Annotated in this window: 18 protein-coding genes; 13 read left to right on the forward strand and 5 right to left on the reverse strand. The window is 54.5% G+C overall.

The annotated features are described in order from the left end of the window. Positions 1-129 precede the first annotated feature (129 nt). The 4 genes from ACQZ6D_RS22840 (at position 130) to phrB (ending at position 4,832) form a co-directional block, all read left to right on the forward strand. Positions 130-1,455: a putative bifunctional diguanylate cyclase/phosphodiesterase gene (locus ACQZ6D_RS22840; protein WP_448730024.1), complete on the forward strand. Its 1,326-nt coding sequence runs from the start codon at positions 130-132 to the stop codon at positions 1,453-1,455. Positions 1,456-1,605: 150 nt separating this feature from the next. After that, positions 1,606-2,601: a hypothetical protein gene (locus ACQZ6D_RS22845; RefSeq protein WP_111803114.1), complete on the forward strand. Its 996-nt coding sequence runs from the start codon at positions 1,606-1,608 to the stop codon at positions 2,599-2,601. Positions 2,602-2,703: 102 nt separating this feature from the next. Beyond that, positions 2,704-3,264 (forward strand): GNAT family N-acetyltransferase, encoded by a 561-nt coding sequence (locus ACQZ6D_RS22850; protein WP_111803113.1) that lies wholly within the window; start codon positions 2,704-2,706, stop codon positions 3,262-3,264. A 44-nt stretch (positions 3,265-3,308) separates the two neighbouring features. Beyond that, complete coding sequence (gene phrB / locus ACQZ6D_RS22855; protein ID WP_448730023.1) at positions 3,309-4,832, forward strand: (6-4)DNA photolyase; 1,524 nt, start codon at positions 3,309-3,311, stop codon at positions 4,830-4,832. Between the two features lie 218 nt (positions 4,833-5,050). Here phrB and ACQZ6D_RS22860 read toward each other — a convergent pair whose 3' ends face one another. The 3 genes from ACQZ6D_RS22860 to ACQZ6D_RS22870 form a co-directional block, all read right to left on the reverse strand. Continuing rightward, positions 5,051-5,464 (reverse strand): curlin, encoded by a 414-nt coding sequence (locus ACQZ6D_RS22860; RefSeq protein ID WP_162685982.1) that lies wholly within the window; start codon positions 5,462-5,464, stop codon positions 5,051-5,053. A 168-nt stretch (positions 5,465-5,632) separates the two neighbouring features. Continuing rightward, a complete protein-coding gene (csgH, locus tag ACQZ6D_RS22865; RefSeq protein ID WP_111783920.1) occupies positions 5,633-6,031 on the reverse strand; it encodes a curli-like amyloid fiber formation chaperone CsgH in 399 nt (132 codons plus the stop codon). Positions 6,032-6,096: 65 nt separating this feature from the next. Beyond that, the gene (locus ACQZ6D_RS22870) at positions 6,097-6,534 is read right to left on the reverse strand and encodes a curlin (RefSeq protein ID WP_013761025.1); all 438 of its coding nucleotides are present in this window, start codon (positions 6,532-6,534) and stop codon (positions 6,097-6,099) included. Between the two features lie 30 nt (positions 6,535-6,564). On the opposite strand from ACQZ6D_RS22870, the gene ACQZ6D_RS22875 reads away from it, so the two are divergent. The 3 genes from ACQZ6D_RS22875 to ACQZ6D_RS22885 are packed head-to-tail and all read left to right on the forward strand — an operon-like array spanning position 6,565 to position 8,621. Beyond that, positions 6,565-7,338 (forward strand): hypothetical protein, encoded by a 774-nt coding sequence (locus tag ACQZ6D_RS22875; RefSeq protein WP_448730022.1) that lies wholly within the window; start codon positions 6,565-6,567, stop codon positions 7,336-7,338. Positions 7,339-7,369: 31 nt separating this feature from the next. Then, on the forward strand, positions 7,370-7,900 hold the full coding sequence (locus tag ACQZ6D_RS22880; protein WP_448730125.1) for a lipocalin family protein: 531 nt from the start codon (positions 7,370-7,372) through the stop codon (positions 7,898-7,900). Positions 7,901-7,919: 19 nt separating this feature from the next. Then, the gene (locus ACQZ6D_RS22885) at positions 7,920-8,621 is read left to right on the forward strand and encodes an SDR family oxidoreductase (protein ID WP_162687007.1); all 702 of its coding nucleotides are present in this window, start codon (positions 7,920-7,922) and stop codon (positions 8,619-8,621) included. A 284-nt stretch (positions 8,622-8,905) separates the two neighbouring features. Here the strand turns inward: ACQZ6D_RS22885 and ACQZ6D_RS22890 are convergent, their stop codons facing one another. Continuing rightward, the gene (locus tag ACQZ6D_RS22890) at positions 8,906-10,144 is read right to left on the reverse strand and encodes a citrate/2-methylcitrate synthase (RefSeq protein ID WP_448742092.1); all 1,239 of its coding nucleotides are present in this window, start codon (positions 10,142-10,144) and stop codon (positions 8,906-8,908) included. Between the two features lie 37 nt (positions 10,145-10,181). On the opposite strand from ACQZ6D_RS22890, the gene ACQZ6D_RS22895 reads away from it, so the two are divergent. Then, positions 10,182-11,321, forward strand: coding sequence for a citrate synthase/methylcitrate synthase (locus ACQZ6D_RS22895; RefSeq protein WP_448730020.1), 1,140 nt, complete (start codon positions 10,182-10,184; stop codon positions 11,319-11,321). 233 nt (positions 11,322-11,554) lie between these two features. Here the strand turns inward: ACQZ6D_RS22895 and ACQZ6D_RS22900 are convergent, their stop codons facing one another. After that, on the reverse strand, positions 11,555-11,869 hold the full coding sequence (locus ACQZ6D_RS22900) for a hypothetical protein (RefSeq protein WP_236759172.1): 315 nt from the start codon (positions 11,867-11,869) through the stop codon (positions 11,555-11,557). 296 nt (positions 11,870-12,165) lie between these two features. On the opposite strand from ACQZ6D_RS22900, the gene ACQZ6D_RS22905 reads away from it, so the two are divergent. The 5 genes from ACQZ6D_RS22905 to ACQZ6D_RS22925 all read left to right on the forward strand — a co-directional run bounded on the left by ACQZ6D_RS22905 (position 12,166) and on the right by ACQZ6D_RS22925 (position 24,784). Further along, the gene (locus ACQZ6D_RS22905; RefSeq protein WP_448730019.1) at positions 12,166-19,605 is read left to right on the forward strand and encodes a type I polyketide synthase; all 7,440 of its coding nucleotides are present in this window, start codon (positions 12,166-12,168) and stop codon (positions 19,603-19,605) included. A 38-nt stretch (positions 19,606-19,643) separates the two neighbouring features. Continuing rightward, a complete protein-coding gene (locus tag ACQZ6D_RS22910; protein WP_448730124.1) occupies positions 19,644-21,014 on the forward strand; it encodes an aminotransferase class I/II-fold pyridoxal phosphate-dependent enzyme in 1,371 nt (456 codons plus the stop codon). A gap of 13 nt (positions 21,015-21,027) precedes the next feature. Continuing rightward, entirely contained in the window at positions 21,028-21,819 is a 792-nt protein-coding gene (locus ACQZ6D_RS22915; protein WP_448730018.1) for an SDR family NAD(P)-dependent oxidoreductase, read from the forward strand. A gap of 74 nt (positions 21,820-21,893) precedes the next feature. Continuing rightward, positions 21,894-23,477, forward strand: coding sequence for an LTA synthase family protein (locus ACQZ6D_RS22920; RefSeq protein ID WP_448730017.1), 1,584 nt, complete (start codon positions 21,894-21,896; stop codon positions 23,475-23,477). Beyond that, the gene (locus ACQZ6D_RS22925; RefSeq protein ID WP_448730016.1) at positions 23,474-24,784 is read left to right on the forward strand and encodes a capsule biosynthesis protein; all 1,311 of its coding nucleotides are present in this window, start codon (positions 23,474-23,476) and stop codon (positions 24,782-24,784) included. The genes ACQZ6D_RS22920 and ACQZ6D_RS22925 overlap by 4 nt, the downstream gene beginning before the upstream one ends. Positions 24,785-24,789: the final 5 nt, after the last annotated feature.

Consider the following 24,789-nt stretch of genomic DNA (forward strand, 5'->3'; position numbering starts at 1 on the left):
TGTGTATTTCATTCCTGTTTGCTTAACCCCGTTTTTTGAAATCTGCGAAGTTCGGCGACCTCGTCTAGCTTCCGTTCGGCTTTTGCATCAAGGAGCGGGCTCGCCCCGTAGTCCAAGCCAAGGGTCAGCATGCCTTTTCAGAAAACAAAAGACCGAGAGGAATATTCGCAGCATCTTCTTCTCCTGTGTCGAGTTGCAGCCTGGATGGGCGTGGCGCTGGCGACTGGCTGGTTCGTGTTTTTCATTCTCACAGAAAGATGGGGCATTGCGCTCAGTCTCCTCATTCTGGGGGTTGCGATCGTGCCGTGCTGGCTGACTTGCCTGGTGGGCCACTTTTCCCTCGGACTCATCCTGGCTCAGAGCGCCTGCATCCTTTTCGTCTGCTGGTATTCCGTCGCTATCGATGTCTCCGACGATACCGTACCGAGGACGACGCATCTCTACCTGCTCGTCATCATCTTCGTCGGCTACATGAATTTTCAACGCCAGCGTTCCGCCGCCCAGTTTCAGGTCATCGCGGCAAGTCTCGCGGCCTTTGTTTATTTCTGCGCGTCCGCCGCGCGGTTTTCGTTCAGTACTCCCATGCCGCAGGATGTGCGCAGCATCAGCGCCTGGTTCAACAGCGTTTTCGCAGCGTTGATGCTGTGTGGCGGTGTCGCCGCCATGCAGGCGCAGTTTCGCAGTCATACGAAAAAAGCCCTGGAACTGCGCTCCGCGCTTTCGAATGGCCAGTTTGAACTTTTCTATCAAGCGCAGGTCCGCGCAGACGGCACGCTGCTTGGCGCAGAGGCGCTGTTGCGGTGGAACCACCCGAAACGGGGATACATCCCGCCAGCCGATTTCATCGCGCTTGCGCAGCAAACCGGTTTCATGCCGACAATCGGCGCTTGGGTCATTGCCGAAGCCTGCAAGACACTTGCGAGATGGCAGGAGAACCCGGCAACCCAGAATCTCACCTTGTCGATCAACATCACTGCCGATCATTTCGTCGACGCGGGATTTTCCGGGCAGCTTCTTGATGCCGCCTCGTCTCAGGGCATCAAGCCACAGCTTCTAAAGCTGGAGCTGACCGAGAGCGTTTTCCTATTCGACATAGAGGCAGCAATCGCGAAAATGAAGCTCCTTGATCGTTCCGGCTTTACGATTTCACTCGACGATTTCGGCACTGGCTACTCCTCACTAAGCTACCTGCGGCAATTGCCGCTCAAACAGATCAAGATTGATCGCAGCTTCGTGACGGGGGTGACCGAAAGCGGGCGTATGGCGACAATCACGCGAAACATCGTCCAGATGGGGCACGACCTTTCACTGGAAGTTCTGGCCGAAGGCGTGGAGACCGAGGCGGAGCTGCGGATGATGCTGTCCTACGGCTGCCGATTGTTTCAGGGCTATCTTTTTGCGAGGCCGACGAGCCTCGTCGAATTCGAGCAATATGCCGCCCGTCCTTCGTCCTGACCGGACGTTTTGCGATAGGCTGAGGCATCCGGATCGAATTCAGTGGCGTGCCTGCCGGCAGATCCGGGCGTCGAACAATGTACCATTCGTCGGGTAGAGCTATCTTGCCCGTCAGGATCGCAACCGATCCGCATCATTTCGTTGGTTCGCATGATCCCAGTAGCACTACCCTCCGTCGAAACGCTGCTTTTGCTTGCCTTCCTTCTTGCCACGACACTGGTCTGGGGTATCTGGACAGTGGTGTTGGTTGCACGATACGCAGGAGGCCGCTGGGCGCGCCCGATGATGCTGCCCTATGGTCTGGCGACCGCCATTGCGATTTTTACACTTTGGCAGTTCGGTAATTTTTATCTCCAGATGCGTGCCTATGACAGGGAAATGGCGTCTAGCTATCGCCCGGAGCTTGGGGAGCCGGTGCGCCTTGGCCAGATCGACATGCCCAAAGGCACGAAACTTGAACTGGCCGTGGCCGACACCAGGGAATCCTTCAACCGCGCGGTCTTCCCCCATCCCGTGCGGGTCGCGAATGTCGATGCCGTCGAGATCGCCCGCTATATCGCGATAAAAACCAACGGGAATTATGAGACCGTCGGCTTTGTTCCGGAGACGATGCGGGTGACGGGAAACGGCGTGACCCTGCAAAGTGGCTGGCGCTGCGATGCGGCACAACCGGTGGAGTTCGACCTGAAGGCTGACGGGGATGTATCCGCTTTCAGCCGATGTGTCCTTGCCGACGGGAATATCGTCGACGGCATTGTCTTGCCGAAGGGCACGTTTCTGCGTGCCTCCTCCGGCAATGTCTATACTGACGGTTTCGTTGATTCCGACAGGTGGGTTCTCGAAACGCCCACGGGCCAGGCTATCCGCATTGATGATTTCGCTCTTGAGGATGTCACGCTCGCCCTTGATGGCGAAAGAAAACTCTATGAAATCCGAAGCGCGGTTTTGTCGAAGGAAGCAACAGCGGGCGCGCTCCACTTCGCAGCCGGTAGTGGAATTCGCCTCAATCCCCGGCACATCCGGACTGATTATCCCGGTGCATGGTTGATAACACCATCTCCTGCGTCCACCGGTTCTGAACCGGTGTCGCCTCGGTCAAGCGTGCTGAACAGAGGCGGAGAGCTTCTGGCCACCCTTTCCGACTAGCGCATTGGTGGACCAGATACTCTGAACGATCTCGATGGAGGTCTCTCTTGCGATCAGGTGCCCGCGACCCCAGATATCGCGCATTATTGAAAGTGCGCATAAATGAACCCTGAGACCTACCTACCGATAAAGACCGACCGGCTGATCCTTCGTAAATTCCAGGCCGCTGATCTCGCCTCATACGCCGATTACCACACGCGCGATGACGTCTACCGTTTCCTCTATGCCGCACCGCCTTCGGATGACGCGGTGAAAACGCAATTCGCAGCGCTGCTCGAGGCTCCGTTTGAAGAGGACGGCGATACGTTGCGACTTGCCGTTACGCGCAGTGACGATGACACGTTGATCGGCGAAGTCCTGCTTAAAATTGCGAGCAAGGCAGCTTTGCAGGCGGAAGTCGGTTATGTCTTCAATCCTGATTTCTCAGGTAAGGGATATGCGACGGAAGCCGTCCGGGCCATGATAAGCCTCGGCTTCGAGACGCTCGGATATCACCGGATTTTCGCGCGGCTGGATGCCCTGAACCACGGATCGATCGGCGTTGTTGAACGCCTTGGCCTGCGGAAAGAAGCGCATTTGATCGAGAATGACCGGTTTGCCGGCGCCTGGGGGGACGAATTCATCTATGCCACCCTGAAGAGGGAGTGGGCGTCTAGCCCGTGACCTTGCGCAGGTGATGATTATGTCGGGTTTGAAGGAAATTGTCGGTGTCTCAACTGGTCTTGATCCTCGGCGATCAATTATCTTTCTCCCTATCTTCGCTGGATGGGGTCGACAAGACGCGCGACACGATCCTGCTTTGCGAGGTAATGGCGGAGGCTACCTATGTCGGCCATCACAAAAAGAAGATCGCCTTCATCTTTTCCGCCATGCGCCACTTCGCCGAGGAACTGCGTGGCGAAGGATACCGGGTTCGCTACACGCGCATTGATGATCGCGACAATGCGGGCTCCTTCTCCGGCGAGGTGCAGCGGGCGTTAAACGACCTGACCCCTTCCAGGATTTGCGTCACCGAGGCTGGAGAATGGCGCGTCAAGTCAGAGATCGAGCGCTTCGCCAGTACCTTCAATATCGAGGTCGATATCCGCCCTGATCGGCGCTTTCTTGCCAGCCACGACGAGTTCGAGCGCTGGGCGGCCGGGCGCAAAAGCCTGACGATGGAATATTTCTACCGGGAAATGCGTCGCAAGACTGGCCTGTTGATGAATGGCGAAGAGCCGGTCGGTGGACGCTGGAATTTTGACTCGGAAAACCGCAGCCCCGCCAAGCCGGACCTGCTGAGGCCAAGACACCCGGTCTTCGCACCGGACAGGATAACAAGGGATGTCATCGACACCGTCGAGCGGCTGTTTCCCGACAATTTCGGCAAGCTTGAGAACTTTGGTTTCGCCGTCACCCGCGCCGATGCCGAGCGGGCGCTCAGTGCCTTCATAAACGATTTCCTGATGAATTTCGGCGCCACGCAGGATGCCATGCTGCAGGATGACCCGTATCTCAACCACTCGCTTCTGTCTTTTTACATCAATTGCGGGCTGCTGGATGCGCTGGAGGTCTGCAGGGCGGTGGAGCGCGCCTACTACGAGGGCGCGGCACCGCTCAATGCCGTCGAGGGTTTCATTCGCCAGATCATCGGCTGGCGGGAATATATGCGTGGCATCTACTGGTTTGCCGGGCCTGACTATGTCGACAGCAATTTCTTCAAAAACGACAGGCCGCTGCCGGGCTTTTACTGGACGGGCAAAACCCACATGAACTGCATGGCGACCGTTATTACGGAAACCATCGAAAATGCCTATGCTCACCACATCCAGCGCCTGATGATCACGGGAAACTTTGCCCTTCTCGCCGGCATTGATCCGAAGGCCGTTCATCAATGGTATCTCGAGGTCTATGCGGATGCCTATGAATGGGTTGAGCTGCCGAATGTGATCGGCATGAGCCAGTTCGCCGATGGCGGCTTTCTCGGAACAAAGCCCTATGCCGCAAGTGGCAACTACATCAATCGCATGTCGGACTATTGCAGTAGTTGCCGCTATGATCCCAAGGAGCGTCTCGGTGACAAGGCCTGTCCATTCAACGCGCTATACTGGGATTTTCTGGCCCGCAACCGTGAAAAGCTGAAATCCAACCATCGGCTGGCGCAGCCCTATGCCACATGGTACCGGATGAGCGAAGACGTCCGCCATGATATCAGGGCAAAGGCGGCTCTGTTTTTGAACCGCCTGAGCTGACGCGGCTCTTTCTCTGTTTTTGCCGACGGCGGGATACCCGATCAGAGCTGTCGCTGCGCATGTCTCAGTCATGACGCGGCTCGTAAAACCAGCTCCGCGTGGTACCGACAGCGCCGCCGGTCCATGCGGCAATAGTGCCAATGATGAGAGCGGCGAAGGCGAGCTATCGGAAACGACGTGAAGCCTGCCGCGTTTCTCAGCTTACTTTAAACTATCACTTACCAGCCGTAGCTGAATGTCAGGCCGCTGCCGTTGTCTCCGTTCTGCTCCACGTTGGTTTCGGTGTTCCGCCCATACTGGAAAATGCCATAGGCATTGTTATTGCCGTTTTGCTGCAGCGTTGCGGAATGGCCGTTGCCCCGCTGCCGGATAAAGCCGAGATTGCCGCGACCGTTCTGGGCGATGCCTGCCGCATTTCCCCGGCCCAATTGCCGGATGTCTGCGTCTTTCAGATCGCGATAAAGCGAGTAGGCGCGCAGCCCGGTTGAGAACAGATCCCCATCCCCGGAATTGCCGGGCGCGAGGTCAAAGGAAATGCGGCCACCGGCATGGGCGGGAGCCGTAAATCCGAGCGGCGCAAGGCCTCCAACAAGCAGAGTAACGGTGAGAAGTTTCAACACGTTGCGGGTCATTCTGATCTCCATTCTGTCAGTGCCCTTGCCGATGATCCACTCTCGCATCCTGCAACTGAACCCGAACGGAATTGCCCATTCACATGTCGTTCAGTCGCTGCACGATGATCAAAGAAAAGGGCGCTCAACCGGCGCCCTCTCTGGTGGAAATGTATGGTTTAAGTCAGCCTAGTCGCCGCCAACCTGCTTCGTGCAGCTGAAGTGTCTGCCATCGATTTCGAGATCGAGCACGGCCTTGTACTGCGCTCCCTTCGCGCCAAGCGTTACCGAACTCAGAAGTTGCGAACGCCCGGCAGCGGCATCAAAGCCGCCGCCCTGGTTGATGACGGAACTCCCGCTGCCTCCTGAATTTTCGACGTGAAAGGCATAGGTACCTCCAGCACCGGTGTTGCCCTTTGCGAAGGCCTCCAGCCTGACCATGCCCGCCTGTGGTGTTGCCTTGATCTCGCAAAGCTTGCCTTCGCTCAGGTCATTTGCGGTCGACATGGCTGCAATGGCGCCGAATGGAAGCAATGCAACGGCAAGGATAGCCGCCAGGCGGCGTGGATGTGTGACGCTGTAGGGCATGGCTAGTCTCCTTGATGATCTGTTGACTTGATCTCGACCAGTTGCACGTCAAGGCCTGCGGCGGCTTACGGGCAGGCCTGTACGAAGGCCGCGACATTGTCATTGCCGCCCTGGTTCACATTGGCGCTGCAGCCACGGCCAACCTGAACACCGGCCGCGATGTTGCCGTTGCCGTCCTGAGTCAGGATGGTGGTGTGGTTTGAGCCGAACTGGCCGATGCCCGCCACGTTGCGGCTGCCGTTCTGATAGGTTGAGCCGTAATTGTCATGCCCCTCCTGACCGACAGCCGAAAGGTTGTGACGACCATATTGATGGCCGACGATCCGGTTATAGCCGCCGTTCTGGTAGGTGCGGATCCGGTTGCCATAACCTTCCTGTGCGCCACCGGCAGAGTTCGACCAGCCATATTGTTCGATGCGCACATCGTTGGCCATGGCGGGGGCCGTGGCGGTGAAGCCAACGAGAGCGGAGAGTGCAATTGCAACGAAAGACGTACGGATCATGACTGTCTCCTCAGGCGGATAAGACCGCGGTTGAACGTCTTTGTTGTAGACGGTCCCGTTGGAACGGAAGCTGAAGAGATTATTCAGTCGTGGTTCATTGGCGGGGTATGGTCCCAGCGTCGCAACAATGGTGACGAACATGATAAGTTTTCTTGGCAGGATGAAACCAAATTGGCTCGCCTTTCGTACATGGCTTGCGCCGTCAGTGTTCAGGCGAAAAGGGAGACGAATCTGGGTCCGATGGAGCTTCAAAGCCGCGCTAGCCAGCCCGCAAATGCAGGGTCTGCTGCAAGAGATGATCTGACACGAGCAACCATAACCGTTGCCTGGGTCATCATCCTCAACAAGCCATTTTATCCGCTTTACGTGTGGTATCTGGTCGATGACGGAGCCATGGCATCGCTTGTCACCCTATTGTCGGTGCCATTCTTTCTCGCGATACCATTCCTGGCGAAAAAATCCCCTTTGGCCGCGCGCCTCGCTCTCCCTTTGGTGGGAACAATCGACACGCTGTTTGAAACCAAAGTATTTGGCCAGGCTTCTGGCACCGAATTTTTCTTCGCAGCCTGCATCATGCTTGCAGCCATGTCGTTCCGCGCAGACGAGAAGCTCTGGCAATATGCGATGGCAATCCTCGTCTTCATCGCTTTCTTTTTCTCGCGGACGTTTCTGGGCGCGCCGCTGCAATCCTGGTCGGCAGATGATCTTGCAACGCTTCTCAATCTGAATGCGTTCTCTGCCGCCAGCCTCATGGTCTTTATCGCCCTTAGATATGCCGGCATTTCACGGCGAACCGAAATATGAACAAGAGCCGTGCCATCGACAGGAGGAGTTTATGCTTAGATATTGTAACCGCGTGATTGGTGCCCTGACATTTTCGCTGTTTGTGTTTGCCGGTTCTGCGGTTTCCGCAGCCCCCAAACCAGTTGCCGTGGGTCTCGATCATTACCGCGGTACCTGGCTTGAAATCGGCCGTACACCCATGTTGCTGACAGACGGATGTGTTGCAGGATATTCCACCTATCGGCAGGGAGCATCGGCGGATGAAGTGCTGATAGAAGATGGCTGTCGAGCGGGAAATCCGAATGGTCGCCTCAAGACGGTGAACGGCGTCGGTAAGATCGAGGATTTTGGATCAACCAATGCGAAGATGCGCGTTCGCTACCCTCTTTTCATCACATTCAATTATTGGGTTTTCTACAAATCGCCTGATAAGTCCTGGTTCATCAGCGCCAACCCGTCGACCGGCGATGTGTGGATCTACGCCCGCAACATCCCGTCCAAAACCAAGCTCAATAAAATGATCATGAAAGCACGTGAGCTTGGCTACGACGTCAGCAAGCTCGAGTTTCCGGTCCAGAAATAACAGCTGATGGAGCGCATGGATGATGCAGTCGCTTGAAAATGGCTACAGGGCGATCGTCTTGGGCGCATCCGGCGGCATTGGTGGAGCCCTGTTGTCGCACTTCGAGGCCGACCCTCGTTGCGCGTTCGCCTTGCCGCTCTCGCGAAGCGTCGATGGTCTCGACATAACGAACGAAACCACAGTGCGCGAAGTTGCCGCCCGTCTGGAGGCTCAGCGCGGCTCCTTCGACCTGATATTCAACGCAACCGGTGCCTTGACGGTCGATGGTGCCGGTCCCGAAAAGTCGATAAGGGCGATCGACGAAGTCCACATGGCGAGGCAGTTTGCGGTCAATGCCATAGGCCCTGCTTTGCTGCTCAAGTATTTCACCCCGCTTCTGCGCAGAGACAGGCGAAGCATTTTCGCCTCCCTGTCCGCGCGCGTTGGCTCGATTGGCGACAACAGATTGGGCGGATGGATCTCCTACAGAGCATCCAAGGCCGCTCAAAATCAGATCATCCGAACCGCAGCCATCGAAATCGCCCGCACAAACCCACAGGCCATCATCGTGGCGCTTCATCCCGGAACAGTCGAAACAGAGCTGTCCCAGCAATTTTCGAAGGGCAAAGACTTGTTCACCCCGCAGCAGTCTGCCGCGCGCCTGATGGAAACAATCGATGGTCTCACACCGGCACAAACAGGGCAGTTTTTTGCCTATGACGGTTCAAGGATCGAATGGTGAGTGCCGGCATTCGTTGACGGCCATCATACCGCTGAAACTCTTTCCTGGTTGTCTCGTGATTTGCTCACTTCCACAACGGAGTGTCCGGCTGAGGAGGCGCGCAATTAGCGTCGGGGCTATTGAACAAGAGTAATTTACGATGCAAAGGCGCCCTTGTTGGAACGACCTAATAAGGTTTTGTTGAAAAGAATCGCGACGCTCGCAATCCCGAATCGACCTTGCCCCTCCAGCTGCTACGACCTTAATTCTCAACTGCTCTTAGGCAACATATCAAGCCGACTTACCTAATGCCCCAAGTACCGGGCTCGAGGTCTTATTAGCTTGCCATCGAGCTTTTGCTCCAGAGCATGCGCGACCCAGCCCACAGTTCGAGCAATCGCGAAAAGGGCCAGAGCTGAACCGCGGGGAAGATTTAAGCTACGGCGCAGGCTGACAAGAGCGACATCACAGGTCGGTAATTGTCCGGCGGTCTCGTTCATGACTTGCAACAGTTCGTCCCGCAGTGCTCTAGGCGGCAGATGTGGAAGCAAACCGCTCGCTCTTGGATCCCCTTCCGGATAAAGCGGATGGTGAAAGCCAGGAATTGTTTCACCTCGCCGGAGACGTTGATCGATCACTCGCTCAGCATCCCCATACTGCTCCAGCTCATCGAAAAGCAATTCGACAAGGCTGGTCATTCCACCGTGCAAGGGCCCACTCAGGGCGGACAGTCCGGCGTTCAGACAAGCACCGAGGGACGCGCCTGTGGACGCAACGACGCGTACGGCAAATGTCGAGGCATTGAGTTCATGGTCGGCCTGCAGAACGAGGGCGCGACGGATAAGATCTGCGCCTATACTGTCCGTCTGCCAGGCATCAGCAAGAAACAGGTGAACTGGCTGCTTGTCCGGCTGACGTGAGGCGCAGGCGGCAGCTGTGGCTCGCAACATGTTAGCGGCGCCAGGCCATAGACGGCGATTGTCGCGCTGCCAGGCGGTGAGGCGGCCAGCTTCAACCAAAGGAAGGAGCGTCTGACACCGCTCCGTGAGCGGCAGCTCCCGGGCGTGGTCGAGGACAGCGTGTGGCCATGGCGATGGAGCGGCCTTTATGTCAGCGAAAGGATCATCGTTGCCGCAATCCCAGAGTAGTCGCGCAATGTCCTCGAGACATGCATCCTGTGAAAGTGTTAGGGCGTCTCGGCCACGATAGCGCAACTGGCCTTCGGCGATCTCGGTAATTGAGGATTCCAGCACTGGCAGGCCCCAGTCCAGCGCGGTCGCCGCCACCTGTTTCGGCCGCCGACCAACGGCCTTTCTTTTCTTCAAGGCTTCAATGTCATTTGCGCTGTAGCGCCTGCGACGGGGGTCATCCGGCGAGCCGCTGGTGCGGATCAGTCCACGGCTCACATATGCATAAAGTGTTGCCCGGCTTATGCCCAATTCGGAAGCGGCGTGAGCGGCTGTCATGAATTTGTCAGAATGGTGCATGGCGTTCTCATATTGATTATATGAATCAAGATTGACGATATATATGCGCTGCAGCATCTTCAAGGCCATTCGCATTTAACTGAGGAGAATGACAGTGTCCGCAATACCCGCTTTCGTTGGCCGCATTCCGGCTTCCGGCCTTGATGAAGTCGTCGCCGCCGAAACAATCCTCAGTCACGTGGATGGACAGGCGGGTGAACTGATCATTCGCGGGCATCACTTGGCGGAACTGGCTGACTGGCCTTTCGAGCAGATGCTGGAACTCCTCTGGGACGGGCAGACCCCGGAGGTGATGACTATGCAGAGCATTCGAGTTAAACTGGGAGGGGCACGGCAGCGCGCGTTCGACCTCATGCAGCCTTTGCTTCCTGTCCTGCGCAATCTTTCCTCTGTCGAGGCGTTGCGCCTTCTGTTGTCTTCTTTACCAGACGAGGAAAGCACTCCGCATCACGTGATGGCTGTTGCGGCCGTTCCGGTCTTTGCCGCGGCCATCGTCCGAAGCAGGCGGGGTCTTGTCGCGATTGCGCCCGATGCCATGCTCTCCTTTTCAGCCGACTTTCTACGCATGATATCCGGCGCTCAGGCATCGCCAGATAAGGTGCGAGCGCTTGACGCATACTTGACCACGGTTGCCGATCATGGATTGAATGCTTCCACCTTCAGCGCGCGGGTTATTGCCTCGACGGGGGCGGGGCTTTTTTCATCTGTGGTTGGGGCGCTTTGCGCCTTGAAGGGGCCTCTCCACGGCGGGGCGCCGGGTCCAGTGCTCGATATGCTTGACGCGATTGGATCTGAGGCAAACATAAGTCCTTGGCTGCGAGCTGCATTGGCCCGGGGCGAGCGCTTGATGGGCTTCGGCCACCGGATCTACCGCGTGCGAGATCCGCGTGCAGACGTGTTGAAGGGGGCTGTGTCGGCTCTCGCGGACGGCTCCGATCGTATTTCCTTTGCGGGTAAGGTGGAGGAGGAGGCGCTTGCGCTTCTAAAGGAAAAGAAGCCCCTGCGCCCACTGCAGACAAATGTAGAATTCTATACGGCGCTTGTACTGGAGGCCGTTGGTTTCCCCCGCGACAGTTTTACGAATGTCTTTGCAGCAGGACGAATGGCGGGCTGGACAGCCCACGTGCTGGAACAGGAGCGCACCGGACGGCTCATCCGGCCACAATCCCGCTACATCGGCCCTCAACCAAGAAGAGATCATTGTGTCGGGGTGATGCAAGTTACCGCAAACTGACACATCGCCTTTCGAGAAAAGGTAATTGGCATTCAGCCACGTTCGGCTAAATGCTCCTATTTTCAACCTGAACGAGGCGTAGTTATATCTAAAGCGCAACACGCGCCCGACGCCTCGACGACGTTGCGGATGACAGTGATCTGCGGAAAGAGATTGAAGCTCTTGAAGGCCATACCGACGTGATCGGGTTATGGCGGAGATGCTTTTCCGAAGCCTGAAAAGGACCCTTCATATTAGGATATCGCCCAAACGCGCCAATTATCCACGTCCAGCGGAGCGCCTACAACCATGAAAATAAGCGCAAAGCAGATAATCGCAGTGGGCCAGAAATCCGTCCCGTCCCACGACCACTGCCAGAAATAATATCCCTCGATATGAGGTGGATTCATGTGGACTGAAACTTCATAGCCTCGTTTTTCGCGGCCATGAAAATGTCCAGCAGTGAAGGCGAGGCAAATGATCGACGATGTACCCCAGGATAAACGATCCGAAAAAATCGCGGCGGTAGCTGCTGCCCTGAGCGGAGCTTCGACAATGTAACCTACCAAATGCTAGTTTTCTTGCCGATAGTTCCAGTTCATTCCACCTTCTTTGGGGGGGGTAAAGTTTGGAGTCGTCACGCTTCAGAGCGTCTGAGTTTCGTAAAGTAGAGCTTCGCTCTGTCGATTGTACACGACGCTGATTTGAAGAGATGCGCCCCAAGGGCGCGTCGCGTGCGGTGCGGGGTGTCGCCAACGCCATATGCATTGCATACCTTATAATCAATGAATTTACTAATATTGGGTTGATCCAAGGGGAGCTTTGTTGCATTCAAGCTATCTAGGATTGTGAGAAAAAGTAAGGCATGTCGGTTGAAATCATAGGACGATCCGTCCGTACCCCATCGGCTCGAAACGCAGACGAGTTATTCCAGTTGTTGAAGGACGAGCGCTGCGTTGTAACGAGTGTTCCCGAAGACAGGTGGAGCCACGCCCGGTTTTGGCATCCCGTTGCGGGTACACAAGGAAAGGCATATACTTTTGCCGCTGGCGTGATCGAGGACGTCTATGATTTCGATCCTGCGGTTTTTAATCTGACTGCCCGTGAAGCCACATATATGGATCCACAGCAGCGCGTGATTCTACAACTGGTCTGGCGCGCGCTGGAAGATGCCTCCCTAACCATTCCTATGCTGCAAGGGGAACGTGTCGGCGTTTATATTGGCGCCTCAAGTTTGGATTCCGGAAATACGTTTATCGAGGATCCCGCCTCCGGTAGTCCGTATTTTATGACCGGTAACACCCTGTCGATTATTGCTAATCGTATCTCCCACGTATTTGGGTTGAACGGACCTAGTTTGACCATCGATACGGCATGCTCATCCTCTCTTGTTGCGTTGGATCAGGCTGTCCGCGCACTTCGCAGCGGCGAGATAGATACCGCGATTGTTGGTGGCGTGAATGTTCTCGCTCACCCCTTTTCTTTTGTCGGCTTTTCTCAAGCTCGTATGCTGTCGCCTGAAGGGCTGTGTCGAGCGTATGGTGAGGGTGGTCAGGGCTATGTCCGATCTGAAGGGGGTGGAGTAGTTGTTCTGCGAACAACTGAAAGAACGAGATCCAACCGGGACCGGAGCTATGCGACTATCCTTGCGACGGGACTCAATTCAGCCGGTCGTACCAACGGCATCTCGTTGCCATCGCGTGAGATGCAGGCGGCTCTTCTACGTGACGTTTATGAGCGTCACGGCCTCGATCCGAATGACCTCGCCTTCATCGAAGGACACGGTACCGGAACCAAGGTTGGAGACCCAGCGGAGCTGTGGGCTATTGGAACGGAACTGGGGCTAAAAAGAAAGCAGAAGCTGCTAGTCGGGTCTGTTAAGTCGAATGTTGGTCATTCAGAACCAGCTTCAGGGATGTTTGGCCTGATAAAAGCAATTCTTGCGCTTGAGTATAATTTTCTTCCCGCCTCGCTTCATTCGGCCGAATTAAATTCCGAAATTGATTTTCAAGGGTTAAATGTCGAGATCAATCGATCCGGCTCCTCGTTGCCGCGCGGACAAAAGCCGCGTCTTGCCGGCATAAATTCCTTCGGCTTCGGTGGTACGAATGCACATATCGTGCTTGCTGATCCTGGTGAAGCTGAGGCTGCTGATAAGAGCGCCTTGCCCTCTGGTCCTTTTATGGTGAGCGCTCAAACGCGTTCTGCCCTCGAAGGTCTGTTGCAAAATTATGTGCAGGAGTTGAAAAGCGACCGGCCGGATCTTCGTGAACTTGTCGCCGTATCGGCGGTAAACAGAACGCGCCATAGACATCGCTTTGTAGTTGATAGCGAAGAACCTGAGGTGGTTCGCAAGGGCGCCGAAGAGTTTCTTGCCGGATCATCAACGGGCTTTGGTCGCGTTGGAGAAGCTCCCGCTGGAGAAACCCGGATTGCATTCGCGTTTTCCGGAAATGGTTCGCAATGGATTGGTATGGCGCAGGACGCCTACCGGTACGACAGGGGTTTCTTTGATCGCTTTAACGAAATTTGTGCTGCCTTTAAACCCTGGCTCGATGTTGATCTGGTGTCATTGTTTGCGTCGCAAGACCTTGCTGGTTCACTACCTGACACAAGGATCGCCCAGGCACTTTTGTTCGCAATTCAGGCAACCCTGTCAGATCGGCTGATTAGCCGAAACATCAAGCCTTCTGTGGTGTTTGGACATTCGGTTGGTGAAATTGCAGCTGCTTATTGTGCAGGAGCACTGCCTCTGGAACACGCGGTCGCAGTGGTGGCCGTCCGTTCGCGTCATCAGCATGCGCTTTTCGGCGAGGGGAAAATGGCCGCTGTTGCTCTGTCTGCAGACAGGGCACAAGAAATTGCGCGCGGAAACGGTCTTTCCGGAATTGAGGTTGGCGCGATCAACACGCGTTCATCTGTTACGATTTCTGGTCCGGTCAGTGAGATAAAGGCTTTCAAGGAAATTGGCCGCAAGGAGCATATCCCCGTCCACATACTCGACATCGACTATCCGTTCCATCATCCGGTTATTGATCGTGAGCGGGACGCCTTCCTGTCTGATCTCCCTGCTTATCAGCCACGGTCGTCGGGGGAGATAAAGTTTATCTCGAGTGTTACCGGGACTGTCGAGAATGGCGATCAACTTGATGCCGTTTACTGGTGGAGGAATGTTCGCGACGTCGTTCGTTTTGCAGACGCAACGGCAGAGGCGCTCGGCCAAGGATGCAATCTCTTTATCGAAATTGGCCCTCGTCCGATCCTTTCTTCGTATCTGTCGGAGAATGCGCGTCAAGCGGGCACATTTGTTTCCATTGTTCCGACGCTGACGCGACCGGCGCTGAGCAGCAACCCCTTGCCCTATATCGTGGCGCAGGCCGTATCTTGTGGTGCTTCTGTTTGGACGGACGATGTTTTCTCTCGTCGCGCCGACGTCGCGTTACCACCCCTACCGTTCGAGTTGCAATCTCTACAAGTGTTGCCCACGTCCGATAAAGTGAACCTGCTTGGTCGTGGTGACGCTGAAAAGGCTTATACATTGTTGGGGTGGCGTACAGACCCCAATGCGGCCTCGTGGAAAAACCATATCGATGCGAACCTGTTCCCAGATCTCGCGCAGCACGTCGTCGATGGAAAGTCTATTCTGCCCGGTAGCGCGTTTATAGAAATCGCAGTGCAGGCCGCACAGAATTTTTTCATGACGCCAGATGTCGAGGTCAGAAATCTGGAGATTATTCGGCCGCTGGAACTACACGAAAACAGGCTGGCTGAACTTTCCACCGTGATTTCGCCTGAGACAGGTCAACTTGAAATTCGATCTCGTGAGTATCTAAGCGAGGACGATTGGAGCATTAACGCGGTAGGCAGGATCCGCAAGCCGGTCGCGGAGTTTGCTCGTCACACTCCTCAAGCCGCTGGCAACATATCGGATGCCCGGACAATCGACGGGAGCGCTGCCTACAGAACCGCAAGACAATTTGGCCTCGATTACGGCGTTGACTTCAGGCTTCTGGAAAATGTTCGTGTATCGCCTGATCGCAAGCTTCTCGTACGACTTTTCGAGGCGCGCAGCCCAGCCCACCCCTATCTGTCGTACAATCTGAATCCAATTTCCATTGATGCGGCATTTCACGGTCTAGTCGCCTTATTCGCGGATCTGACAGGCGATTTGTCTGGCGCGCCTTATATTCCGGTGAGATTTGGTGCAATTCGATCGCGAGCGGGCGTGGCCGACATACGTTCGGCGCAGATTGAGATATTACGGGCGTCGCCATTTTCGTTGAAAATTCGCGTGGAACTACTCGACGCACAAGGTGAACTGGTTGCAAGCCTAGATGATTGTCGGTTCAGACGCACTTTCCTCAAAGTCCATCATAACCTGGAAACCGTGTCTTTTCACTACGAGCATATAGCTAGCGCGCACGATTCGTCTCACGACGGGCTTTTGCCTAGCCTTGTTCCCCAATACGAGGCAACCGAGACTGCTGTCTCAGCCCTTATGCTGGACGCTGCAGTTTATCGGGCATCGTATGATATTGCGCAAAAAGTCCAGGAATCTTTCGGCAGCATCGATACGACAATACTGAATGGACGTCCTTCGTTCAGGGCATATCTGGCTAACTGCTTCTTTAATCTTGAGGATTACGGGTTGGCAACGTTTGAAGAAGAACGTTGGCAGCTCGCTTCGTATCCGGATTTACCGGCTTTTGCAGACATCATACGCGAGTTGATCGCGGAATTTCCCGAAAACAGTCCGGCTGCAATCCTGGTTAACGACGTTTATCATTTTGTCATGAGCAGTCTCGATCTGTTGGTGACAGATGGAGAAAGCGCCGAATTGACGGACTATGAAGCGCCGGAAGCGACCGTCGATCATTTCCAGAATGGCACGACGATCGCGCGCAAACGGATTGACGAAGCATGCCGTCTGGTCGAGGCCTTTCTGGAGAAGGCGGCTTCCGAACGGCCGGGCTTGGTTATCGCCGAAATTGGTGCAACTTCGGTCGCTGTCAGTGCGCGTCTGGCCAACCTTGTCGAGCGTTACGATGCAAAGCTTTTGATTTTCGAAGATGACGAAAATCTCAAAAGCACTCTCGAGGTAGGGTTTGCAAAAAATCCGCGTGTCGATGTCGTGGATTGTAGTGCCGGCTGTTTGAGCCGACGCATTGATTTGGTCGTCAGTGCTAATGGGTTCGTTCTTGGGCGCCTGAAGGACAGTGAAGCGTTAAATTCGGCACTTATTACAATCGCGAAATCGGGCGCCGAGCTTTGTTTTGTCGAACATCAATACGCTTTGATTGCGGATTTCGTCTTTGGGCTGAGGGAGGGGTGGTTTAGCCAAAGCGTTCTGTCGGAATTGCCAGTCGGAAAAATTCTGCCCAATGAGGAAATGCTGGAACGGATTGGTGAGCTTGGTTTTGCCAACGGTGCCTTTACTCGGGCCGATTTTCATGACGGATCGCTGACAATCCTGACTGCGCGCGGAGAGAGCACCATTGATGAATATCATCAACTGCGAACACGCAAAAGTCTTTTGACGATCAAGCCGAAAGACACGCCGTTTACTTATCTGAGTGCAAATAAGTGCGTCGAACTTGAGTGCAGCTCGGATTTGAGCGTTGAGGCTTTGCGAGACGCCTTGGCTGAAGTAGGGACCGTTGAACTTGATGTTGTATTGGTTTTACCCGAGGGTTCAGATGCTGCGAACCATTCGTCGAGCCTTCAGGGTTACATTTGTCTTCTAAGCGACATGGCTGAAATTCTGCGGCATTACTCCCCAGGGTTTGAGAAACATTCGCCGCGACTGATTATCGTTGCGCCCGGCGGGTCGCCCGCGAATAGAACCTACGCAAACGCCGTCAATCATGCGATTTGGACGTACGCGCGCGTCCTGCAGAACGAGTATGACGAGATCGAAGTTGTAACGATTGATGTCGCAGGCAGCGTGCTGACTGAAAAGCTCTGGAACCAACTCCTGAAATTGCATGAGCAGGGGGAAAACGAGCTGCTCTACGATGCCTTCGATGGATCGTGCCAGTCATTAAGAGTAGTTTCGGGTCCCTTTAAACGTGCAAAACAGCGTGTGCGGACGTTTCAAGCCGCCTCCATCGTGCAGCGATCGGCTGGCCGCATTGAGACTATCGAATGGCAGGAGAATACATTGCCGGTGGCAGGTTCCGGTGACGTTGTTGTGGAAGTCGCAGCGACGGGGCTAAATTTCCGCGATGTTATGTGGGCCATGGGGATGCTTCCGGAAGAAGCACTCGAGGACGGGTTCGCAGGCGCCACCATTGGCATGGAGTTTTCTGGGAGAGTTCTGTCGGTCGGAGACGATGTACGTCATATATACCCGGGAGACAGGGTGATGGGCATCGGTCCGAACGCGTTTTCGACGCATGTCGTGGTCCCTGAAAAGGGGGTGACGCGTATTCCGGACAGCATTGATCTTATCGAAGCGGCGACGCTCCCCGTCACGTTTTTGACGGCCTATTATGCGCTTGTCCAACTAGGTGGATTGCGTGCCGGCGAGACGGTTCTCATCCACGGTGCTGGAGGTGGTGTCGGACTTGCCGCCTTGCAGATCGCGAAGCTGAGAGGCGCGAAGATCATCGCGACGGCTGGTACCGTGGAAAAGCGGAATTTGTTGGCAACCCTCGGCGCCGACTTCGTTTTCGATTCTCGTTCCCTAGAGTTCTTCAACGATGTCCTGCACGTTACGAATGGTCTGGGCGTGGATGTTGTAATCAACTCTCTCTTCCAGGAAGCCATGGAGCGCAGTCTGGAACTTGTTAAACCGTTCGGACGCTTCCTGGAGCTAGGAAAGCGGGACTATTATGCCGATCGTAAGATAGGTTTGAGACCGTTCCGTAAGAACATCTCCTATTTTGGCATCGACGCGGATCAGTTGTTGGTGGCGGCGCCGCACATCACCGCAAAGATATTCGAAGAAATTTCAACCCTTTTGGCGGAAAAAGCGCTTAAGCCGTTGCCCTATCGCGCCTTTTCATATGATGAGGTTTCTACGGCTTTTCGCCTGATGCAGAGCGCGGGCCACATTGGGAAAATCGTTGTCACTCCGCCTGAACGCGGAAAAGAAACCGTCGTGCAAGCGCGCGGGTCGGATTTTCGGGTGTCACCTGGCACCTATCTGGTCATCGGTGGCATTGGCGGGTTTGGTCTTGAGGCGGCCAATTGGCTGGCGGAGAAAGGTGCCTCACATCTTGCTCTTGCGACGCGCAGAGGCACTTTGGATGAAGAAACGCGTGAAGCCATTGCGCGCTGGCAAGAAATGGGGGTCAAGGCTTCTGTACATTCTTGCGATGTCACGAATGAAGTGCAGCTCAGCTCATTGTTGGCAGATTTGCGTAAAGTGGCCCCTCTGAAGGGCGTCGTACACGCGGCCATGGTGTTGGACGATGCATTGATCTCAAACCTAAGCCGTGAACGAAACCAACCTGTGGTTCACACCAAGGTCGAAGGCGCAGTTATTTTGGACAAATTGACAGACGCAGACGATCTCGATTTGTTTCTGCTGTTCTCGTCCGCGACCACGATGGTGGGGAATCCTGGGCAGTCCAACTATGTCGCCGCGAATGGATATCTGGAAGGTCTTGCGCGAACCCGTCGCCTGCGGGGCAAACCTGCCTTAGCCGTGGGGTTTGGAGCGATCGCTGATACCGGGTTCTTGGCTCGTAATACGCAAGTGAACGAATTGTTGTCGAAGCGGATCGGCAAGACGGCGCTCCAGGCGCGTGATGCCATGCGTTTTGTCGAGGAGTTTCTCATTGCTATGCCCGCTGACGCCGACGGCGCCACAGTGATGATTGCCGACATCGACTGGGCAACGGCGGCAACTTTGAAAACGGTAAAGCAACCTTTGTTTTCGGCAGTTTCGAATAGTCAGGTTCACGAGCGGATTTCCGTTGGTGAACAGATGGATCTCCATTCGGTGGTGGCCGGTAAGTCGATCGAGGACGCAGATGCAATTCTGCACTCGCTGATCGCGGCCGAGTTGGCCTCAATCCTGAAAATGGCTGAGAACAATATCACTCCGGACAAGGTCCTTCGCGATATTGGTCTCGACAGTTTGATGGCGATGGAACTTGGAACGAGTTTTCAGCAAAAAACCGGAATCGATCTTCCGCTGAGCACTATTTCTGACAGCACAACCGTCAGCGCAATCGTCGGAAAGCTTCGCGAAAAGTTGGTTAGCCGCCAGTTGCTGAAAGACGATGCCGATGATGATTTGCTGGAAGGCTTGGCGAACAGGCATAGTGTTCAGAAGCTTCAGGAGGCCGTTCAGTGAGCGCGCAAAACGGTTCGGGTAGTGGCGGGGCAAAACCGATGCTCTCGCCCGGGATGCTGGAGAAGCTGCGGGAACAGCGCGGCCAGGGCGAAACAAAACGCGATCTCAGGACGACGGAGAAAATTGCGTCTGCACGGAAAAAAACGCGTCGAGGTTTCGAGGAGCATCCTGCCTACAAGTCCCTTCAGATACAGAAGGCTGTTGCCGAATTTGCGGGGGTGAAAAACCCCTTTCACCGGTCGCATGATGCCGCTGCCGGGGCCGAGACTATGATTGACGGGCGAAAGCTAATCAATTTCGCCTCCTACGATTATCTCGGGACGAATACTCATCCTGAAGTTCATGAGGCGGTGAAGAGCGCCGTTCAACGATATGGAGTTTCATCTTCGGCAAGCAGATTGGTCGCCGGTGAAAGACCGCTGCATGTTGAACTGGAAAAATCTATTGCGGAGAATTATGGCGTCGAAGCCGCCGTTTGTTTTGTAAGCGGATATCTTACAAATCTCTCAGCTATAAGTTGCCTTATGACGCCGCAAGACCTCATCATTCATGATGAGTTTATTCATAATAGTGCTCTTACAGGTGCACTGTTATCCGGTGCGAAGCGGTTGATTTTCAAGCATAATGATATGCGGGATCTCGAACGCATTCTCTCCGGTGCCGCTCAGGACTATCGAAATGTCCTCGTGATCGTCGAAGGGGTCTACTCCATGGACGGCGACATTGCCGATCTGCCGGCCATACTGCGCCTTCGCTCCGAATATCCTTTTTGGCTGATGGTCGATGAAGCGCATGCTCTCGGCGTGTTGGGAGCGCAGGGACGGGGAACCTTCGAGCATTTCGGTATAGATCCGACAGAAATCGACATCTGGATGGGGACACTATCCAAAACGACATCGAGTTGTGGGGGGTACATTGCGGGGAACCAGGCTCTGGCAGAAATTCTCAAAGGGCACGCGGGTGGTTTCGTTTATAGCGTGGGATTGGCTCCTCCTTTGGCCGCCGCAGCGCTTGGCAGTCTAGCTGTCTTGCGACGAGAACCTCAGCGCGTTCAGCGGATTTTTCGCAATGGCCAACTGTTCCGTGATGCCGCGAAAACCAGAGGATTGAATGTTGGTACGAGCGCTGGTTTTTCTGTCGTTCCAGTTATCGTCGGGGACTCTCTACGCGCCGTAGAGTTGAGCAATCGGCTTTTTGAAGCGGGTATTAATGCCCTGCCCATCATTCACCCTGCCGTTCCTGAACGCTTGGCCAGAATCCGGTTCTTTTTGACGAGTGAACATACGGAAGAACAGATTTTTCAAGCCGTTGAAACGACAGCAACTCTCCTGGAGGAGCTTATTGAGCAAAATATCTCAGCAGCATCTTTGAATTTGGATGAGCTGCAGCGCCTTGTCATAAATCGTTGAGGCGGGGCTAAATATGCACGCAATCATAACGGGTGGCTCAAGTGGTATCGGTTTGGAGATCGCCCGGCTATGCGTCTTGAATGGCTATGACGTATCGCTGGTCTCAAGAGATGAAAACGCGCTCCATTTGGCGTGCGAAACATTGCGGCAGATTGGACGGGGCAGGGTGAATGCCGTGTCGGCCGACGTTAGGCGGATGGATTTAATCAGCGAGGCAATCGAACAGTGCGAACGCCTGTTCGGTACTTGCGATTTGCTAGTTACTTCTGCTGGCGTGGTTGAACCCGCATTTTTTGAAGAGCTGGATCCGTCGCATTTTGAAATGCAAATGGACACCAATTTCTCAGGAACGGTCAACGCTGTCCGGGCGATTTACGCCGGGATGAAAAATCGTGGAAGGGGGAGCATCATGATGATTTCCTCCGCCGCCGCTCTTATCGGTATTCCGGGATATTCTGCCTATTGCGCTTCCAAGGCTGCTTTGGCTGCGTTTGCCGAGAGCCTTCGCAGCGAGGTCGGCCGTGGAATCTATATCGGTATAAGTTTCCCGCCCGATACATGCACGCCACAGTTGCGGAGCGAGTTACCGAAGAGGCCGCATCTCGCCGAGGCGTTGATAGGAAAAACACACCCCTGGTCTGTGGAAGTCGTCGCTCGCCAGATCTTCGACGCTGTTACCCACGGCAGGAGCGAAGTCCATTTTGGTTTTAAGCTGAAGGCTTTGGCATTGTTGGGCGGCTTTATAAAACCCGCCCTGTACTGGCAGTTGAAGCGATCCGTCTCGCTTGATTTGAGGAAATGTTGACCGGGATATCGGTCATCAATTTATCCAACTGAAGACGCCGACATTGAAGAGCAATATCTCTCATAGGAATTTCATTGACGCCTCAAGATCATCCAATTCTGCTGACATCGCTGTGTTTTATTGCTGCGGCTGTTGTTGTATACGCTACAGACAGTTTTGCGTTGCCTACAGACGCACGCAGGAAATATTCCCCCGTTAGGAGCCGTATTCGTTTTCTTGTTGAGAGCAGTGCTCGCTTGCCGGTCATTGCACTGGTATTTGCGTTCTTTTTTGTGATTTCATGGCGACCTATCTACGCGGCACATGCAGTGGCCAGTTACTTCGTTATTTTCACCGCAATTTCTCGCGTGAAATTCATGTTCATTCGCGAGCCTTTGCTGTTTTCTGACATCGCACTGGTTCTCGACGTCTTCAAATATAAGACGATTTTCTACGCGACAAAATTCAACGTCATTTTCTGGATTCTCGCAGGTGTATATGTTTTTGGTGTGTCGACGCTGTATATGGCTTTCGAACCGACGGTACTTCCATCAAGACACCGGGCATTTTGGGTTTTGTTCGGGTGCTTTGGCTATATCGGCTTGATAAGCCTTCTGTTCGTCAAGCGCGTTAACCGTATTGCCGCACGACTATCCGAAGCGTTGCTCGTAAATCTTAAAGTTAGGCCAAATACCGTTCGTTTTGGCACTTTTACCTCAGTTGTTCTGCACTTCCTCGTCTGGCTCGGCAAAAACCGTGACACGTTGGTGAAAGAGATTTCTGAGGGCCTGCATCGGGCGATCCACGAATTGATTGATGGCGAGCATCACGATGCTCCGCTTGTTATCGTTTGGCAGTCGGAGTCGTTCTATGATCTGCGCCATCTCGGCGACAACCAACTCGAATTGCCAACGGTCGACAGGCTGAAAAAACGGGCGGCGCAATCGGGCAGACTTACCAATGTGTTCGAAGGTGGCTATACGCTGCGAACAGAGTTTGCTGTCCTCAGCGGATTGAAGCCTGAGGCGGTTCACGTCGACGCATCTTACCCGTATTTGCGCGCGGGACACTACGCGGAATTGGCCTGGCCGAATAAATTGTTGCGCAACGGTTGGCACACGCAGTTCATTCATCCCTACGACCGAACCTTTTTTATGCGGCATAAAGCGTTGCCACTTTTAGGTTTCGAGCATCTGACTATGCTGGACGAGTTCGATCATCAGCCGACAATTAACGACCCTTATGTGTCAGATCACGATTTGACGCATAAGGTATTGAAAACGATAGAGGATATCGGCGATGATAAGCCGACGTTTGTTTTCGTTGCGTCGATGGCGAACCATGGCCCATGGGAGACTGGTCGCTGTGAAGGGCTGACTGAGCCCGTCGAGATATATCGGGAACTTCTGCAACGCGCTGACGACGCTCTTGGAGCCCTGGTTGTAGCGCTTGAGGCATCGCAACGGCCCGTCTGGCTCGCTTTTTACGGAGATCACGCTCCGTTGCTCAAAAGCTATGCGGACCCGTTCCCGGATCCGCGTACCGACTATTTCGTCGTTCCCTTAGGGACAGCAGGTACGAATGCAGGCTCACAGTTGAATGTGAGGGAGGAGGCGCCCTGGAACTTGATCGAAACGATTCTGCTTCATGCGAAATTGTACAAAGAGAGATTTGTATGAGTGACCTGCCTCAAAAAGACAGGAAGAGGGTTTTCCTGTTCTTGCAGGGACCCTCATCATCATTATTTTCCAGATTGGCAGATCGTCTCGAGTGCGCTGGTCACAAGTGTCTACGCATCAATTTCAATGCTGGCGACTGGCTGTTCTGGAGGCGGTCAGGTGCTGTCAACTACCGCGGAACGTTGTCGGCGTGGTCTAAATACATCGATGCCTTTCTAGATGACTTCAGCGTCACCGATTTGATACTTTTGGGAGAAGAGCGCCCCTATCATCGTCCGGCAATCGAAGCTGCCAAAATGCTCAATGTGGCCGTGACCGTTATCGAGATGGGCTATCTACGGCCAGACTGGGTAACCGTCGAAAAAGACGGCATGTCATCGAATTCCCGGTTCCCTAATGATCCCCTTGAGATAAGGCAAGCGGCGGTAGGACTTCCTTCGCCAGACTTTTCGCGAAAATTCAACCAAAGCTTTCTGACGGAGGCTGCGCTCGACCTATCATACAATCTTCCAAATGTGTTCTTCTCCGCGTTGTACCCGGGATATCGACGCCATGGTCTTTTCCACCCCATCGCCGAATATGCGGGTTGGGTCGGGCGAATTTTAACGTCATCGCGGGAGCGCGGGGAGACTGAGAAACTCGTAGATACGGTTATTAAATCAGGCCGGAGTTTTTTTGTGTACCCGCTTCAGCTTGAGACCGATTATCAATTGAGATCTCATTCGCCGTATTCGACACAAATAGAAGCGATCGAGGAGATCATAACGTCCTTCTCGCGATATGCACCGGATGATGTGGAACTAATCGTCAAGCTTCACCCACTGGACAATGGCTTGATGAAGTGGCGGCATGAAATCAGCGAAACTGCAAAAAAGAACGGTGTCGAAGCAAGGGTGCATTACATCGCGAGTGGTGATCTACTCAGATTAACCGAGGCTAGTCGTGGCTTGGTAACGGTGAATTCGACTGCCGTGCTGCATGGTTTGCGGCATGGCGTTCCGGTTAAGGTGCTGGGCTGTGCCGTGTATGATGTTGCTGGCGCAACACACCAGGGGGCGCTGGATGATTTCTGGCGGCTGCCTGAAAAGCCGGACATGGCGTTGATAGAGGATTTTTTTAAACTTCTGGCTGCTGCTATCCACGTCCGTGGAAACTTCTACTCGAGGAAAGGCGCCATTGCTGCAGCGGATGCGATCGCAGGACGGTTACTAAAGGACGAGATCAATGTCCCGGGCGGAGACTGCGGGTTTGTTCCACGCCGCCGTCCCGAAAAGCGACAGGACGCCCAACCACTGGCGGCGTTGTAACAATG

The sequence above is a fragment of the Agrobacterium sp. 22-3639C2 genome (genome assembly GCF_053522105.1).

Bases quoted from the DNA above. Each gene is read 5' to 3' on its own strand.
- ACQZ6D_RS22840 (WP_448730024.1), top strand. From the start codon at position 130: ATGCCTTTTCAGAAAACAAAAGACCGAGAGGAATATTCGCAGCATCTT.
- ACQZ6D_RS22845 (WP_111803114.1), top strand. From the start codon at position 1,606: ATGATCCCAGTAGCACTACCCTCCGTCGAAACGCTGCTTTTGCTTGCC.
- ACQZ6D_RS22850 (WP_111803113.1), top strand. From the start codon at position 2,704: ATGAACCCTGAGACCTACCTACCGATAAAGACCGACCGGCTGATCCTT.
- ACQZ6D_RS22860 (WP_162685982.1), bottom strand. From the start codon at position 5,464: ATGACCCGCAACGTGTTGAAACTTCTCACCGTTACTCTGCTTGTTGGA.
- csgH (WP_111783920.1), bottom strand. From the start codon at position 6,031: ATGCCCTACAGCGTCACACATCCACGCCGCCTGGCGGCTATCCTTGCC.
- ACQZ6D_RS22870 (WP_013761025.1), bottom strand. From the start codon at position 6,534: ATGATCCGTACGTCTTTCGTTGCAATTGCACTCTCCGCTCTCGTTGGC.
- ACQZ6D_RS22880 (WP_448730125.1), top strand. From the start codon at position 7,370: ATGCTTAGATATTGTAACCGCGTGATTGGTGCCCTGACATTTTCGCTG.
- ACQZ6D_RS22885 (WP_162687007.1), top strand. From the start codon at position 7,920: ATGATGCAGTCGCTTGAAAATGGCTACAGGGCGATCGTCTTGGGCGCA.
- ACQZ6D_RS22890 (WP_448742092.1), bottom strand. From the start codon at position 10,144: ATGCTGCAGCGCATATATATCGTCAATCTTGATTCATATAATCAATAT.
- ACQZ6D_RS22905 (WP_448730019.1), top strand. From the start codon at position 12,166: ATGTCGGTTGAAATCATAGGACGATCCGTCCGTACCCCATCGGCTCGA.
- ACQZ6D_RS22910 (WP_448730124.1), top strand. From the start codon at position 19,644: ATGCTCTCGCCCGGGATGCTGGAGAAGCTGCGGGAACAGCGCGGCCAG.
- ACQZ6D_RS22915 (WP_448730018.1), top strand. From the start codon at position 21,028: ATGCACGCAATCATAACGGGTGGCTCAAGTGGTATCGGTTTGGAGATC.
- ACQZ6D_RS22925 (WP_448730016.1), top strand. From the start codon at position 23,474: ATGAGTGACCTGCCTCAAAAAGACAGGAAGAGGGTTTTCCTGTTCTTG.